This is a genomic window from Streptomyces sp. NBC_00286 (genome assembly GCF_036173125.1).
In the GTDB taxonomy this organism is placed as follows: Bacteria; Actinomycetota; Actinomycetes; order Streptomycetales; family Streptomycetaceae; genus Streptomyces.
In genome coordinates, this window is sequence record NZ_CP108054.1 from 2970233 (window position 1) to 2983527 (window position 13295).

The following is a 13295-nucleotide window of genomic DNA, read 5'->3' on the forward strand; positions in this document are numbered from 1 at the left end:
CCGGAAGCGTACGGAATCGTGAGGGCGCGGTCAGCGCCCCGGCCGCACCGTCAGGTCGTTGACCTCCGCGTCCCTCGGCAGGTCCAGGGCCATCAGGATCGTCGTCGCCACCGACTCGGGGTCGATCCACTTCGCGGGGTCGTACTCCTTGCCCTCCTGCTGGTGGACCTTGGCCTGCATGGGGCTGGCGGTACGACCCGGGTAGACGGAGGTGACGCGGACGCCGTTCGCGTGCTCCTCCTCGCGCAACGAGTTGGCGAGGGCCTTCAGACCGTGCTTGGAGGCGGCGTACGCGGACCATTCGCGGCCTGCGTTGAGGCCGGAGCCGGAGTTGACGAAGATCACATGCCCCTGGGCGGCGCGGAGTTGGGGCAGGAAGTGCCGGGTCAGCTCGGCCGGCGCGATCAGGTTGACGTTCAGCTGATGGCGCCAGGTCTTGGGGGTCAGCTCGCCGACCGTGCCGAGGTCGATGACGCCCGCGATATGCATGAGCGAGTCGATCCGGTCGGGCAAGGTCTGGTGCGAGAACGCCCAGGACAGCCGGTCCGGGTCCGCGAGGTCGCCGACCAGGGTCTTCGCCCCCGGGAACTCTGCGGCCAGCTCCTTCGCGCGGCCCGCGTCGCGCGCGTGCAGCACGAGTTCGTCCCCGCGCGCGTGAAGCCGGCGGGCGACGGCCGCGCCGATACCGGAACCGGCCCCGGTGATCACATGTGTAGCCATGCCCGCCATGCTCGCATCACCGCTGGCCGAACGACTCCTCCAGGTAGGCCAGCGCTCCCACCGGCTCCTCGGCGAAGAACACCAGGTCGGTCAGCGGCACCGGCAGGAAGCCCTCGTCCTCCATGCGCCGGAACTGCTCCTTGAGGCCGTCGTAGAAGCCCGCCGTGTTCAGCAGCACCACCGGCTTGGTGGTGTGGCCGTGCTTCTTCAGTTCCAGGATCTCCGTCGCCTCGTCCAGCGTGCCGGTACCGCCGACCATGATCACCACGGCGTCGGCCTTCTCCAGAAGCAGTCTCTTCCGCTCCGCGAGGTCGCGCGCCACGACCATCTCGTCGGCGGCCGGCCGGGTCCTGGCCGCCAGGAACTCCACGGAGACCCCTATCAGCCGCCCACCCGCCTCCTGCACCCCGTCGGCGACGACCTTCATGAGCCCGACATCCGAACCGCCCCACACCAGGGCGTGCCCGCCCTTGCCGATGAGTTCGGCGAACTCGCGGGCGGGGCGCGTATAGCGCTCGTCGAGTTCGGCGGCAGAGAGGAAGACGCAGATATTCACGACTTCACCGTACGGGCCGCCTCTGACATCGCGGTCACGCGGAGCTTCGACTGACCGTGGGGCAGCTTCTCCCAGTCGTCCATGAACTTGGCCGAAAGGCCGTGTTTCGCGGCTAGTTGGACCAGCGTTTCGGTGCGGTAGTAGAAGTCCTCGTGCAGCACCTGGTGTTCGCGGCCCTCGGTCCGGTCGAAGGTGAAGTCGAACCACCCTCCGGGCGCGAGTACGCGGCCCACGTTGGCCAGACACTGCTCGATGACGTCCGGCGGCGAATGCGAGAACACGCTGTGCGCGTGCACCACGTCGAAGGACGCGTCGGGCAGGAATGCGAAGGTCAGATCGTCCGTGAGCGTCAGATGGGGCAGTTTGTCCTGGAGGCCTTCGCGTACGAGGGTGTCCTGGGCCGCGATCAGGATGTCCGGCGAGATGTCGAGCCCGTAGTAGTTGCCGCTCTCCAGGTAGCCGATGAAGAGCCGCCCGGCGCGCAGGTTCCCGCAGCCGATCTCCAGCATCCTGTGCTGCGGCTTCAGCCCGTGCTTCACCAGGTAGTCGAACTGCATCCGCCCGAGCTGCTCCCACCGCTCGCGTGACGGATTGTGGCCCACCGCCGCCTCCGTGCTGCGCGCGGCGTCGGAGGCCATCACGGCCCGGTAGTACGCGATGTGGTCGCGATACCGGAGCCGCAGCCAGGCGTCACGCGCGGCCCGACGGGCGTACGGGGGCACCTTCTCCGGGTGCTTCAGCGCGTAAGTCACTTGATGGGCAAGGCTCTTGCGGTAGCGGGTCAGTCGCGTGGCTCCCATAGGGACTCCCGATCGGACGACGTCAGGGAAGAATCCGCCGGCGGCGTGCGCTGCACCCGGTGAGACCCCCACCCGAGGAGCCGGAACATGACCGCAGGCCACCGCATCACCGTCGAGCAAGGCACCGAGCACGTACGCGTGGTGCACGACGGACAGGTGCTCGCGGAGAGTACACGCCCGCTGCTGCTACGCGAAACAGGCTTCCCCGTGCGCTATTACCTGCCCATCGAGGACGTACGCACCGAATTGCTGACGCCCTCGAACACCCACACCCACTGCCCCTTCAAGGGCGACGCGTCCTACTGGTCACTCCCCGGCGCCCCCGACCTCGTCTGGACCTACCCGGACCCGAAGCCGGAGGTCGCGGACATCAGGAACCACGTGTGCTTCTACGAAGTAGAAGTCATCTGACCGACGCCGACCAGGCCGATCAAGCAACCGCCGACGTCGCCCGCACCGTAGTCGCGATCGTCGCCGAGCCCACCACGCGCGTGCCGTCGTACAGGACGATCGCCTGGCCAGGGGCGACGCCGCGGACGGGCTCGGTGAAGGTGACCTCCAGGGAGTCGTCGACGAGTTCGGCCGTGACCGTCGTCTCGCCTCCGTGGGCGCGGAGTTGGGCCGTGTACGTGCCGGGGCCGGTGGGGGCCGCGCCGCACCAGCGGGGCTTGATGGCCGTCAGGGCGCGGACGTCCAGGGAGGCCGCGGGGCCGACGGTCACCGTGTTGTTCACCGGCGAGATGTCGAGGACGTAGCGCGGCTTGCCGTCGGGGGCAGGCGTGCCGATGCGAAGCCCCTTGCGCTGGCCGATCGTGAAGCCGTACGCGCCGTCGTGGGTGCCCAGCTTGTCACCCGACTCGTCGACGATGTCGCCCTCCGACTTGCCCAGCCGGTTCGCGAGGAAACCCTGGGTGTCGCCGTCCGCGATGAAGCAGATGTCGTGCGAGTCCGGCTTCTTGGCGACGGCCAGGCCCCGGCGCTCGGCCTCCACGCGGATCTCGTCCTTCGTCGTGACCGTGTCGCCGAGCGGGAAGAGGGCGTGCGCGAGCTGGCGGTCGTCGAGGACTCCGAGGACGTACGACTGGTCCTTGGCCATGTCGGAGGCGCGGTGCAGCTCGCGCGTGCCGTCGTCGTTCACGATCACCTTGGCGTAGTGGCCGGTGCAGACGGCGTCGAAGCCCAGAGCGAGGGCCTTGTCGAGCAGGGCCGCGAACTTGATCTTCTCGTTGCAGCGCAGGCAGGGGTTCGGGGTGCGTCCGGCCTCGTACTCGGCGACGAAGTCCTCGACCACGTCCTCGCGGAAACGCTCGGCGAGGTCCCAGACGTAGAAGGGGATGCCGATCACGTCCGCGGCGCGGCGGGCGTCGCGCGAGTCCTCGATGGTGCAGCAGCCTCGCGCGCCCGTGCGGAACGATTGCGGGTTCGCCGAAAGGGCGAGGTGGACACCGGTCACGTCGTGGCCTGCTTCCGCGGCGCGGGCGGCGGCGACGGCGGAGTCCACACCGCCGGACATGGCGGCGAGTACGCGGAGGGGGCGCTGTGAGATCTCTGTCATAACCCTTCCAGGGTACGGGTCCCCGGGAACCGGGGCCCGCGGGTATCCGTTGGCCCTTTCATGGGAGAGGACTGGACGAATCAGTGGTCAGGTCTGCGGGCTGCGGACTCCCGGGAGGAGTCCCTGCCGGAGCCTCGGCAGGAGTCCCCTCGCAGACACCGCCGGGAGAAGGAGGACGGGCGGCCCATCGGCCGGCGGGCGCTGATCGTCGGTGGGACCGCGGCTGCCGTGGGCGGGGCCGTTCTGGGCTGGGACCAGTTGACGCAGGACGGCGCCATGCGCGAGGGGATGGCCCGGGACATGTGGAAGATCCCTGGCATGCGCAAGCCGCGGAAGGAGGGAGAGGTCGACTTCGCGGGCGCCCAGTGGGTCGCCGCGTCGTCGGCGAACTGGCGGATGGCGGACCGGCCCGCGGACTACTCGATCGACATGGTCATCATCCATGTCACCCAGGGCAGCTTCGACTCGGCGGTGAAGGTGTTCCAGAACCCGGCGCACGGCGCGGCGGCGCACTACATCTTCCGCAAGGACGGGCACGTCGCCCAGATGATCCGCGAGCTGGACGTGGCGTACCACGCGGGCAACCGCGACTACAACGAGCGGAGCATCGGCATCGAGCACGAGGGCTTCGTGGAGCGTCCGGAGGACTTCACGGACGAGATGTACCGCGCCTCGGCACGGCTGACCGCCCGGATATGTGCGCGGCACAAGATACCCGTGGACCGGAAGCACATCCTCGGGCATGTGGAGGTGCCGCAGGCGACCCATACGGACCCTGGGGACGGCTGGGACTGGGAAAAGTACATGCGGATGGTGCGAGAGGCGCGCAGCACGCAGGCATAGGGCACGTCACGTTCCATCAACACGTACTTCGTCAGCTGAGCCCCGCCGTCCGTGCCCGCTCCACCGCCGGTCCGATCGCCTTGGCGACCGCCTCCACGTCCGCGTCCGTGGAGGTGTGGCCGAGGGAGAAGCGAAGAGTGCCGCGGGCCAGGTCGGGGTCGGTGCCGGTGGCGAGGAGGACATGGCTGGGCTGGGCGACGCCCGCCGTGCACGCCGAGCCGGTGGAGCACTCGATGCCCTGGGCGTCGAGTAGGAGGAGCAGTGAGTCGCCCTCGCAGCCGGGGAACGTGAAGTGGGCGTTCGCGGGCAGTCGGCCCTCAGTCGCCGGGTCGCCGCCGAGGATGGCGTCGGGGACGGCCTTGCGTACGGCGTCGACCAGGTCGTCCCGCAGCGCACCGATCTCCCGGGCGAACCACTCGCGCTGCTCGGCGGCGGTCCGCCCGGCGACGGCGAACGCGGCGACGGCCGGCACGTCCAGCGTCCCGGAGCGGACGTGACGCTCCTGGCCACCGCCGTGCAGGACCGGCACGGGGCTGTACTCGCGGCCGAGGATCAGGGCGCCGATGCCGTACGGGCCGCCGATCTTGTGGCCCGAGACCGTCATCGCTGCGAGACCGGAGTCGGCGAAGTCGACGGGGACCTGGCCGAAGGCCTGGACGGCGTCGGCATGCAGCGGGATGTCGAACTCGGCGGCGACGTCGGCCAGTTCGCGAACCGGCAGCACCGTGCCGATCTCGTTGTTCGCCCACATGATCGTGGCGAGGGCCACATCGTCGGGGTTACGGGCGATGGCCTCGCGCAGGGCTTCGGGGTGGACGCGGCCGTACGGATCGACCGGGAGGTACTCGACCGTGGCGCCCTCGTGTTCGCCAAGCCAGTGCACGGCGTCGAGGACGGCGTGGTGCTCGACAGGGCTGGCCAGGACCCGCGTGCGGGCCGGGTCGGCGTCGCGGCGGGACCAGTACAGGCCCTTGACGGCGAGGTTGTCGGCCTCGGTGCCGCCGGAGGTGAAGACCACCTCGCTGGGGCGTGCGCCGAGGGCTGCCGCCAGGGTTTCACGGGCTTCCTCTGCGGTCCGCCGCGCGCGGCGGCCGCCTGCGTGCAGGGACGAGGCGTTGCCGGTGACGCCCAGCTGGGCGGTCATTGCCTCGACCGCCTCCGGGAGCATCGGGGTGGTCGCGGCGTGGTCGAGGTATGCCATGGTGGCCCAATTCTAGAGCCCGCTGTTTCCTGGCTCCGCCGGGCCGGTCCGTCAGCCGCCGAGGCTCCACGACAAGGTGTTGTCCGCCGACATGAAGGCCGCCAGGACCAGGAGGTCGGCGATGCCGAGGCCCAGGCCCAGGTAGGCGCGGCCGGGGCGGGTGGTGTTGCGGTAGAGGGCCACGGACGCCAGGACTATGGCGATGGGGCCCAGGAAGATGTTGAAGACCAGAAGGCCCACGAGTCCCAGGATGAAGGACGCCACGGCCATGCCGTCGGCGTCGCGACGGACGGCGTTACGGCGCTGGGGCGCGGCGGTGGTGAGTTGCATGGGTCTGCTCCCAACAGGCGTAGGGACGTGGTCAGTTGGTGTTCTCGCGGCGGCGCGAATGACGCTCGCGGACCGCGAAGACGGCCAGCCAGGCGCCGATGACCGCGGCGGCGACGAGAGTGAAGGGGAGCGGCGCGTGGGCCACGGTGCCCAGGACGACGCCCAGCAGCAGAAGTGCCGCGACGAGGAACAGCATGGGATGCCTCTCGTGATCGTGGGGGCGCATTCGTTGCTGGATGAAGGTCACCGTTCGGTTCGGTGAACGATTGTAGCTACAGTTGTTCACTGACTTGCGAGTCTAGCGCGTGCAGGACTTTCCAAATCACAGAGAACAGTTGTTAACTGCATGGCATGAGTCACACCCTCGGCGTCCGGCAGGCCCAGAAGCAGAAGACGAGGCAGGCGTTCCTGGACGCCGCGCTGGCCCTGCTTGAGGAGCAGAGCCTCAGCAGTCTGGGCTTGCGTGAGGTCACCAGGGCCGTGGGCGTCGCCCCGACCGCCTTCTACCGGCACTTCCCCTCGACGGCCGATCTCGGGGTGGCCCTGGTAGAGGAGGCACTGGGCAGCCTGCACACGATGATCGCCGGCACGGTGTCAGCGGCCGGCGACGGCGACGAACGTATCGAGCGCGCCGTCGAGCTGATCGCCCGTCACGTGCGCGAGTACCCAGCCCACATCCGCTTTATCGCCCGCGAACGGAATGGTGGTGTCCAGAAAGTCCGGGCCGCGATCGCGGAGCAACTCACGCGGTTCACCGAGGAGGTGAGGACCGCACTGGCCAAGCACCCGGAGTCGGCCGACTGGAGCGACGACGACCTGCTGATGCTCGCGGGCCTGTACGTCGACCAGATGCTGATGACCGCCTCCAACCTCCTGGACGCGTCCCCCGAGGAGCAGGACCAGGTCCTCCGGGTGGCGACCCGCCGAATGCGCCTGATCGCGGTCGGCCGCCGGCACTGGTTGGGGTGACATCCCCTCAGCAGGACGCACACGAAGGGCGCGTACGAAGCTGCCGTACGCGCCCTTTCGCCGTCCTGCGAGCAACAGGCCTGCGTGCAACAGGCCTACCTGCAACAGGCCTACCTGCAATAGGTCAGAGCCTGACCCGCGCAAGCTGTCGAGACTGCGCCACCAGCCGGTCCGCGCTGTCCCAGACCTCGGCGTCCTCCTCCAGGAAACCGCCGGCGAGGTTGCGCGTGGTGATTGAGACCCGCAGCGGACCCGGCGCCGGGCGGCAGCGGATGTGCACGGTCAGCTCGACGGTCGGAACCCAGCCGGACAGGCCCAGTTCGAAGGCGGTCGGCGGCAGCGCGTCGACCGCGAGGAGCAGCGAGAAGGGGTCGGCGTCCCGGCCGTCGGCGAGCCCGAACCACGCCCGCATCTCCCCCTTGCCGGACGGCGAACCGAGAGCCCAGCCCAGGGTGGAGGGGTCGAGCTTGAGCATCAGCCGGTCGGTGATGGCGGAGCTGCCGGGGACGGGAGCGGGCGAGTCGGCGGGCCCGAAGCACTGATCCAGCGGCGGAATCGCGGGCGGCTTCGCCGACGTGCGTACGTCGTCGGGGAGCGCGTCCAAGTCCCCGTAGGAGGCGAGTACGCGGATCCGCTCGACCTCCCGGCCTGCCTCGTCGTACTGGAAGAGGGAGGCCTGACCTGTCGACAGGGTACGGCCGGTGCGTACGACATCCGTGCGGACGACCGCCGGACCCGGCTCGGATGCGGTCAGGTAGTGCGCGGAGACCGTGAACGGGTCGCCGTGCGGCAGGGTGTCCGCGAGGGCGCGGCCCAGAACGGCCAGCAGGTAACCGCCGTTGACGGCGTTGATGATCGTCCAACCGGCGGACAGGTCGATGTCGTAGACGCCGGGTGCGCGGCGCGTGACCGCGGTGTCGCGGTCGAACTCGCTGTCGCCGATCGCTGCCTGTACGAGAGCTGCTTCTGACATGCCTGAACGGTACAACAACTAACTACTAAGCAGTAGCTTTTGAGATTTCGGCCACGTGACATCTCCCCACACACAGAAACGGGAGAGCGCACACGCGCTCTCCCGTCCTGTCGCACCGCGGAAGTTACTCCTTGGAGGACCCGGAGTCCTTGGTGGTACCGGAATCCTTCTCGGCACCGGAATCCTCGCGCTCCTCGCCCGACGTGTCCCCCACCTGCGCCGCGACCGCAGCCGAGGTCTCCGCCGACTCCGCGAGCACCTCGTCGGCCACCAACTCCGCCGCTTCCTTCGCGGCGGTCAGCAGGACGGTGTCCTGCGGGGCCTGGTCCTCGAAGTTCTCCGGGTGGTGGCAGGCCACCTGCTGACCCGGCCTCAGCTCGAGGAGCGGCGGCTCCTTGGTGGCGCAGATCTCCGTGGCCTTCCAGCACCGGGTGTGGAAGCGACAGCCGCTCGGCGGCGAGATCGGCGAGGGCACATCGCCCTTGAGCAGGATGCGCTCGCTCTTGGCGGCCCGGCGCCGGGGGTCCGGGATGGGCACGGCCGACATCAGCGCCTTGGTGTACGGGTGCATCGGCGCCTTGTAGAGCGAGTCGCGGTCCGCGAGCTCGACGATCTTGCCGAGGTACATCACCGCGATACGGTCCGAGACATGGCGTACGACGGACAGGTCGTGCGCGATGATCACGTACGTCAGGCCCAGCTCCTGCTGGAGGTCGTCCAGCAGGTTCACGACCTGCGCCTGGATCGACACGTCGAGCGCGGAGACCGGCTCGTCGGCCACGACCAGCTTCGGCTTCAGTGCGAGCGCTCGGGCGATGCCGATGCGCTGGCGCTGACCGCCGGAGAACTCGTGCGGGTAGCGGTTGTAGTGCTCGGGGCTCAGACCCACCAGCTCCAGGAGCCGCTGGACCTCCTTCTTCGCGCCGCCCTCGGGCTCGATGCCCTGGAGCCGGAACGGCGCCGAAACGATGCCACCGATGGTGTGCCGCGGGTTCAGGGAGCCGTACGGGTCCTGGAAGATCATCTGGATGTCCCGCCGCAGCGGACGCATCCCGGCCGTGTCCAGGCGCGTGATGTCCTTGCCCTCGAAGTGGATCGAGCCGCCCGTCGGGTCCTGGAGCCGCGTGATGACCCGGCCCATGGTCGACTTGCCGCAGCCGGACTCGCCGACCACGCCGAGGGTCTCGCCCCTGCGTACCTCGAAGCCGATGCCGTCGACCGCCTTGACCGCGCCGACCTGGCGCTGGAGGACGCCCTTGCGGATCGGGAAGTGCTTCTGCAGGCCCTCGACCTTGAGCAGCACCTCCCGGTTGTCGGAAGCGGAGGCCTGGGCAGGCGCCGTGGCCACGCCCGCTTTCGCCTCGTCCGTCTTCTTCGTCTCACTCACAGCTTCGGCGCAATCTCTTCGGTCCAGATCCGCGTACGGTCCTCCGCCGAGAGGTGGCAGGCGGAGAAGTGTCCGCTGCCGACCGGCTGGAGCTCCGGACGCACGGTACGGGTGACATCGCCCTTGGGGATGTCCGCGTACGGGCAGCGGGGATGGAAGGCGCAGCCCGAGGGGACGTTGATCAGGCTCGGCGGCTGGCCGCTGACCGGGATCAGTCGGTCGGAGGTCTCCCGGTCGATGCGCGGCATCGAGCCCAGCAGACCCCAGGTGTACGGGTGCTGCGGACGCTCGAAGACGTCATCGACGGAGCCGCGCTCCACGCACCGGCCGCCGTACATCACCAGGACGTCGTCGGCGATCTCGGCGACCACGCCCAGATCGTGGGTGATGAGGACAACCGCTGAGCCGAACTCCTTCTGCAGGTCCCGGATGAGGTCGAGGATCTGCGCCTGGACGGTCACGTCGAGGGCGGTCGTCGGCTCGTCCGCGATGAGCAGTTCAGGGTTGTTGACCAGCGCCATGGCGATCATCGCGCGCTGACGCATACCGCCGGAGAACTCGTGCGGATAGCCGTCGACGCGCTTGCCGGGCTCGGGGATGCCGACCCGGTCGAGCATCTCGACGGCCCGCTTGCGCGCGGTCTTCTTGTTGACGTCGTGGTGGACCCGGTACGCCTCCACGATCTGGTTGCCGATCGTGTAGTACGGGTGCATCGCGGACAGCGGGTCCTGGAAGATCATCGCCATCTCGCGGCCGCGCAGTCGGCGCACCTCGTCCGGCTCGGCCGAGATCAGCTCCTTGCCGCCAAGCCAGATCTCGCCGGACATCTGGACGTTCTTGCCGCGTGCCCCGAGCCGGTGCAAGCCCATGATCGCCAGCGAGGTGACGGACTTTCCGGAGCCCGACTCGCCCACGATGCAGAGGGTCTGGCCCTTCTCCACCTCGAAGCTGAGCCCGTCGACGGACTTGACCAGGCCGTCGTCGGTGGGGAAGTGCACCTTGAGGTCGCGGACCGCGAGGAAGGCGTCGGGCCCGTTCGAGAGTGAGCTCGTGGGCTCGCCCACGGCGGCGCCGGTCTTGGAGAGTTCGGTCACGAGAGCCTCACGCGTGGGTCGGCGGCGGCGTAGAGCAGGTCCACCAGGAGATTTGCGATCACGACGAAGAGGGCGGCCAACAGGGTGACGCCGAGGATCGGGGGCAGGTCGTTGTCGGTGATGCCCTGCACCGCGTACTGGCCGATGCCGGGCAGCGAGAACACGGTCTCCGTGATCACGGCGCCGCCGAGCAGCAGGCCCAGGTCCATACCGAAGACGGTGATGATCGGAGTCAGCGCGGCCCGCAGCCCGTGCCGGGCCACAACCTTGCGCTCACGCAGGCCCTTGGCGCGGGCGGTGCGGATGAAGTCCTCGTTCATCGTCTCCAGCATGCCCGAACGGGTGAGCCGCGCATAAATGGCGGAGTACAGCAGAGCGAGCGAACACCATGCCGGGAAAAGCGTGTTGGCCCACTGGGCCGGATTCTCGGTGAACGGTACGTAGGTACGGCCGAAGATCGGCCACTGGAAGGTGAAGAGCAGCAGCGCCAGGTTGCCCGTGAAGAACATGGGCAGCGAGACGCCGGCGAGCGCGACGCCCATGAACGTGCGGTCGAAGAAGCTGCGGGGCTTGAGCGCGGAGATCACGCCGATCAGCACACCGGACACCAGCCACAGCACGGCCGCACCGGCAGCCAGCGAGAGGGTCACCGGAAGGCGCGAGGTGAGCTGCGGCCAGACCTCGACGTGGTTCTTGAAGGAGTAGCCGAAGCACGGCGCGTTGCAGTGCGCCGTGGTGGGGCCCAGGTCATAGGTGGCGCCGGCCACGATCCCCTTGATGAAGTGCCAGTACTGGACGTACAGGGGCTGGTCCAGACCGAGGTTCTGCTTGACCGCGGCGATGTCGGCCTTCGTCGGGCTCTTTCCGATGTACTGCTGCGCGAGCTGGTCGGCGGTCTGGCCGGCCAGCCGTGGCAGCAGGAAGAAGATCGCGAAGGTGACCGCGGTGACGACCAGCAGCAGGATCACTGCCGCGAGCGTCCGACGGAGGATGTACGAGATCACGGGACCGGCGCTGGTGCCCGCGGGCCGCGAAGCCCGCGGGCACCAATGCCTTCACCTGCCTTCCGGGGCTACTTCTTGGTCGTGCCGATGTTGAGGTAGTCGTACTGACCGCTGAAGGCCGCCGAGGACACCAGGTTGGTGAAGTTGGCGGGGCGGTAGAGCAGGACCTTGAAGTAGGTCAGCGGCACGAGGGCGGCCTGGTCCATCGCACGCTTGTCGATCTGGGCGTACAGGCTGTTGCGCTCGGTGTCGCTCTCCGTCGCGATGGCCTTCTCCAGCATCTCGTTGATCTGCTTGTCGTTGATGTAGGAGAGGTTGGTGTTGCCTGACGCACCGATCGCGTCACCGTGCAGGATCTGCTGGAGGAAGCCGTAGCCGGACGGCCAGTCAGCACCCCACTGCATCATGTGCAGACCGATGTTCTGCTTCTTGTCGAAGCTCGGCACACCCGCATAGTCGGTGAAGTACTTGCCCGACGGGTACTGCTTGAGGGAGGCGTTGATGCCGGCCTTCTTCAGCGAGGCGATGATCGCGGTGGCCGCGTCGATCTCCTGCGGACGGTCGCTGCGCGCCGAGATGTTGGTGCTGATGGTCGACTTGCCGCAGGCCTTCAGCTGCTCCTTGGCCTTGGCGACGTCGCCCTTCTTGCCGTCCGTGGCGTAGACGTCCGACTTCTGGTAGCCCGGGATGTCCGGCGGAAGGACGGTGGTGGCGATGTCACCGCGGATCGGGCCGCCCTCGGCGGTCTGCACGGAGACCTTGTCGATGGCGTACTGGACGGCCTTGCGGCACTCGAGCTTGTCGAACGGCGCGACCTGGTTGTTGATCGCCATGTAGACGAGACGGCCACCGTAGGTGTTGTCGGTGTTCGCCTTCAGGTCCGCGTTGTTGACGACCTTGGCCTGCGTCGCGGCCTGGACACCGGTACCACCGAGGTCGATCGCGTCACCGGACTGGACGTCCTGGTCGACCGTCTCGGCGTTGACCTTGAGCTTGACGACGATCTTGTCCGGGTACTGCTTGCGCAGCGGGTCCGTCTTCGGGTCCCAGTTCTCGTTGCGGACGAGGACGGCCTGCTTGCCCTCGTCGTAGCTCTCGAACTTGTACGAGCCCGAGGACACGATGCTCTTGACGTAGTCGATGCCCTTGTCCTTGGCCTTGGGCACCGGAGCCGTCTGCGGTGTCGCGACCAGGTAGTCGAACTCCTGGAAGGCGCGGTTGAGCTTGAAGACGATCGTGGTGTCGTTGGGCGTCTCGATGGACTTCAGGCCCTCGTCGCTCTTGTCCTTGTAGGGGCCCTTGTACTTGTCGCCGCCGTCGAGGAACTGCTGGAAGTAGTTCGGGCCGAGGGAGAGCACGTCACGCGCGAAGTTGGAGCGCTCGACGGCGTACTTGACGTCCTTCGAGGTGATCGGCGTGCCGTCCTCGTACTTCAGGCCCGCACGCAGCTTGTACGTCCAGGTCTTGCCGCCGTCGCCGGGCACACCCGCGCTCTCGGCGAGGTCCGGGACGAGCTCGTTGCCCGCCTCGCCCGCCCCGGGCTTGAAGGTCATCAGCGGGCGGGCGTAGAGCCGGCTGAGGTTGTACATGTACGCGTAGTACGTGTTGCCGGGGTCGAAGGAGTCCGGCACGTCCGAGTACTCGTACGTGACCGTGCCCCCTTTCTGGGTGGAGGCGTTGACGACGCCCTTGGTCGCTGCGTTGGCCCCAGCCGACTTTTTTCCGTTCTCATTGCCGTCATCGGCCTTGCTGCATGCCGAGAGCAGCAGGCTCGCACTGCCGATTGCCGCGACCGCGGCCAGCGTTGACCTTCGCATGATGGTCCGCTTCCCCTCCATTGTTGGAAAACCTGTTGGACTCGCA

General features: G+C 68.3%; 15 protein-coding genes. 3 read left to right on the forward strand and 12 right to left on the reverse strand.

The window, feature by feature from the left end; all coding sequences use genetic code 11:
• Positions 1 to 30: 30 nt before the first annotated feature.
• The 3 genes from OHT21_RS13265 to OHT21_RS13275 are packed head-to-tail and all read right to left on the reverse strand — an operon-like array spanning position 31 to position 2076.
• A complete protein-coding gene (locus OHT21_RS13265) occupies positions 31 to 729 on the reverse strand; it encodes an SDR family oxidoreductase (RefSeq protein ID WP_328768471.1) in 699 nt (232 codons plus the stop codon).
• Between the two features lie 7 nt (positions 730 to 736).
• Entirely contained in the window at positions 737 to 1276 is a 540-nt protein-coding gene (locus OHT21_RS13270) for a TIGR00730 family Rossman fold protein (RefSeq protein ID WP_328768472.1), read from the reverse strand.
• Positions 1273 to 2076, reverse strand: coding sequence for a class I SAM-dependent methyltransferase (locus OHT21_RS13275; RefSeq protein ID WP_328768473.1), 804 nt, complete (start codon positions 2074 to 2076; stop codon positions 1273 to 1275). Before OHT21_RS13275 ends, OHT21_RS13270 begins: the two co-directional genes overlap by 4 nt.
• A gap of 87 nt (positions 2077 to 2163) precedes the next feature.
• Between OHT21_RS13275 and OHT21_RS13280 the strand changes: the two genes are divergently transcribed.
• Positions 2164 to 2487: a DUF427 domain-containing protein gene (locus OHT21_RS13280; protein ID WP_328768474.1), complete on the forward strand. Its 324-nt coding sequence runs from the start codon at positions 2164 to 2166 to the stop codon at positions 2485 to 2487.
• Positions 2488 to 2506: 19 nt separating this feature from the next.
• Here the strand turns inward: OHT21_RS13280 and mnmA are convergent, their stop codons facing one another.
• Positions 2507 to 3631 carry a tRNA 2-thiouridine(34) synthase MnmA gene (gene mnmA / locus OHT21_RS13285; RefSeq protein WP_328768475.1) on the reverse strand — a complete coding sequence of 375 codons (1125 nt, stop codon included), beginning with the start codon at positions 3629 to 3631 and terminating at the stop codon, positions 2507 to 2509.
• A gap of 60 nt (positions 3632 to 3691) precedes the next feature.
• On the opposite strand from mnmA, the gene OHT21_RS13290 reads away from it, so the two are divergent.
• Positions 3692 to 4474 carry an N-acetylmuramoyl-L-alanine amidase gene (locus tag OHT21_RS13290; RefSeq protein WP_328768476.1) on the forward strand — a complete coding sequence of 261 codons (783 nt, stop codon included), beginning with the start codon at positions 3692 to 3694 and terminating at the stop codon, positions 4472 to 4474.
• Positions 4475 to 4505: 31 nt separating this feature from the next.
• Here the strand turns inward: OHT21_RS13290 and OHT21_RS13295 are convergent, their stop codons facing one another.
• Genes OHT21_RS13295 through OHT21_RS13305 form a run of 3 tightly spaced genes read right to left on the reverse strand, consistent with a single transcriptional unit; the run spans position 4506 to position 6231 of the window.
• Positions 4506 to 5675 (reverse strand): cysteine desulfurase family protein, encoded by a 1170-nt coding sequence (locus OHT21_RS13295; RefSeq protein ID WP_328768478.1) that lies wholly within the window; start codon positions 5673 to 5675, stop codon positions 4506 to 4508.
• A gap of 51 nt (positions 5676 to 5726) precedes the next feature.
• Complete coding sequence (locus OHT21_RS13300; protein WP_328768479.1) at positions 5727 to 6005, reverse strand: DUF4190 domain-containing protein; 279 nt, start codon at positions 6003 to 6005, stop codon at positions 5727 to 5729.
• 31 nt (positions 6006 to 6036) lie between these two features.
• The gene (locus OHT21_RS13305; protein ID WP_328774460.1) at positions 6037 to 6231 is read right to left on the reverse strand and encodes a hypothetical protein; all 195 of its coding nucleotides are present in this window, start codon (positions 6229 to 6231) and stop codon (positions 6037 to 6039) included.
• A 125-nt stretch (positions 6232 to 6356) separates the two neighbouring features.
• Here OHT21_RS13305 and OHT21_RS13310 point away from each other — a divergent pair, with 125 nt between their 5' ends.
• Complete coding sequence (locus OHT21_RS13310; RefSeq protein ID WP_328768481.1) at positions 6357 to 6974, forward strand: TetR family transcriptional regulator; 618 nt, start codon at positions 6357 to 6359, stop codon at positions 6972 to 6974.
• Positions 6975 to 7098: 124 nt separating this feature from the next.
• Here OHT21_RS13310 and OHT21_RS13315 read toward each other — a convergent pair whose 3' ends face one another.
• The 5 genes from OHT21_RS13315 to OHT21_RS13335 form a co-directional block, all read right to left on the reverse strand.
• Complete coding sequence (locus OHT21_RS13315) at positions 7099 to 7947, reverse strand: thioesterase family protein (protein WP_328768482.1); 849 nt, start codon at positions 7945 to 7947, stop codon at positions 7099 to 7101.
• Positions 7948 to 8071: 124 nt separating this feature from the next.
• Positions 8072 to 9334 carry an ABC transporter ATP-binding protein gene (locus OHT21_RS13320; RefSeq protein WP_328768484.1) on the reverse strand — a complete coding sequence of 421 codons (1263 nt, stop codon included), beginning with the start codon at positions 9332 to 9334 and terminating at the stop codon, positions 8072 to 8074.
• Positions 9331 to 10428, reverse strand: a complete 1098-nt coding sequence (locus OHT21_RS13325) for an ABC transporter ATP-binding protein (protein ID WP_328768485.1) — start codon at positions 10426 to 10428, stop codon at positions 9331 to 9333. Before OHT21_RS13325 ends, OHT21_RS13320 begins: the two co-directional genes overlap by 4 nt.
• Complete coding sequence (locus OHT21_RS13330; RefSeq protein ID WP_328768486.1) at positions 10425 to 11432, reverse strand: ABC transporter permease; 1008 nt, start codon at positions 11430 to 11432, stop codon at positions 10425 to 10427. The genes OHT21_RS13325 and OHT21_RS13330 overlap by 4 nt, the downstream gene beginning before the upstream one ends.
• Positions 11433 to 11500: 68 nt before the next feature.
• Positions 11501 to 13249 (reverse strand): ABC transporter substrate-binding protein, encoded by a 1749-nt coding sequence (locus OHT21_RS13335; protein WP_443050358.1) that lies wholly within the window; start codon positions 13247 to 13249, stop codon positions 11501 to 11503.
• Positions 13250 to 13295: the final 46 nt, after the last annotated feature.

Bases quoted from the DNA above. Each gene is read 5' to 3' on its own strand.
- OHT21_RS13335 (WP_443050358.1), bottom strand. From the start codon at position 13,249: ATGCGAAGGTCAACGCTGGCCGCGGTCGCGGCAATCGGCAGTGCGAGC.
- OHT21_RS13265 (WP_328768471.1), bottom strand. From the start codon at position 729: ATGGCGGGCATGGCTACACATGTGATCACCGGGGCCGGTTCCGGTATC.
- mnmA (WP_328768475.1), bottom strand. From the start codon at position 3,631: ATGACAGAGATCTCACAGCGCCCCCTCCGCGTACTCGCCGCCATGTCC.
- OHT21_RS13310 (WP_328768481.1), top strand. From the start codon at position 6,357: ATGAGTCACACCCTCGGCGTCCGGCAGGCCCAGAAGCAGAAGACGAGG.
- OHT21_RS13280 (WP_328768474.1), top strand. From the start codon at position 2,164: ATGACCGCAGGCCACCGCATCACCGTCGAGCAAGGCACCGAGCACGTA.
- OHT21_RS13315 (WP_328768482.1), bottom strand. From the start codon at position 7,947: ATGTCAGAAGCAGCTCTCGTACAGGCAGCGATCGGCGACAGCGAGTTC.
- OHT21_RS13290 (WP_328768476.1), top strand. From the start codon at position 3,692: ATGGGAGAGGACTGGACGAATCAGTGGTCAGGTCTGCGGGCTGCGGAC.
- OHT21_RS13305 (WP_328774460.1), bottom strand. From the start codon at position 6,231: ATGCGCCCCCACGATCACGAGAGGCATCCCATGCTGTTCCTCGTCGCG.
- OHT21_RS13295 (WP_328768478.1), bottom strand. From the start codon at position 5,675: ATGGCATACCTCGACCACGCCGCGACCACCCCGATGCTCCCGGAGGCG.
- OHT21_RS13300 (WP_328768479.1), bottom strand. From the start codon at position 6,005: ATGCAACTCACCACCGCCGCGCCCCAGCGCCGTAACGCCGTCCGTCGC.
- OHT21_RS13275 (WP_328768473.1), bottom strand. From the start codon at position 2,076: ATGGGAGCCACGCGACTGACCCGCTACCGCAAGAGCCTTGCCCATCAA.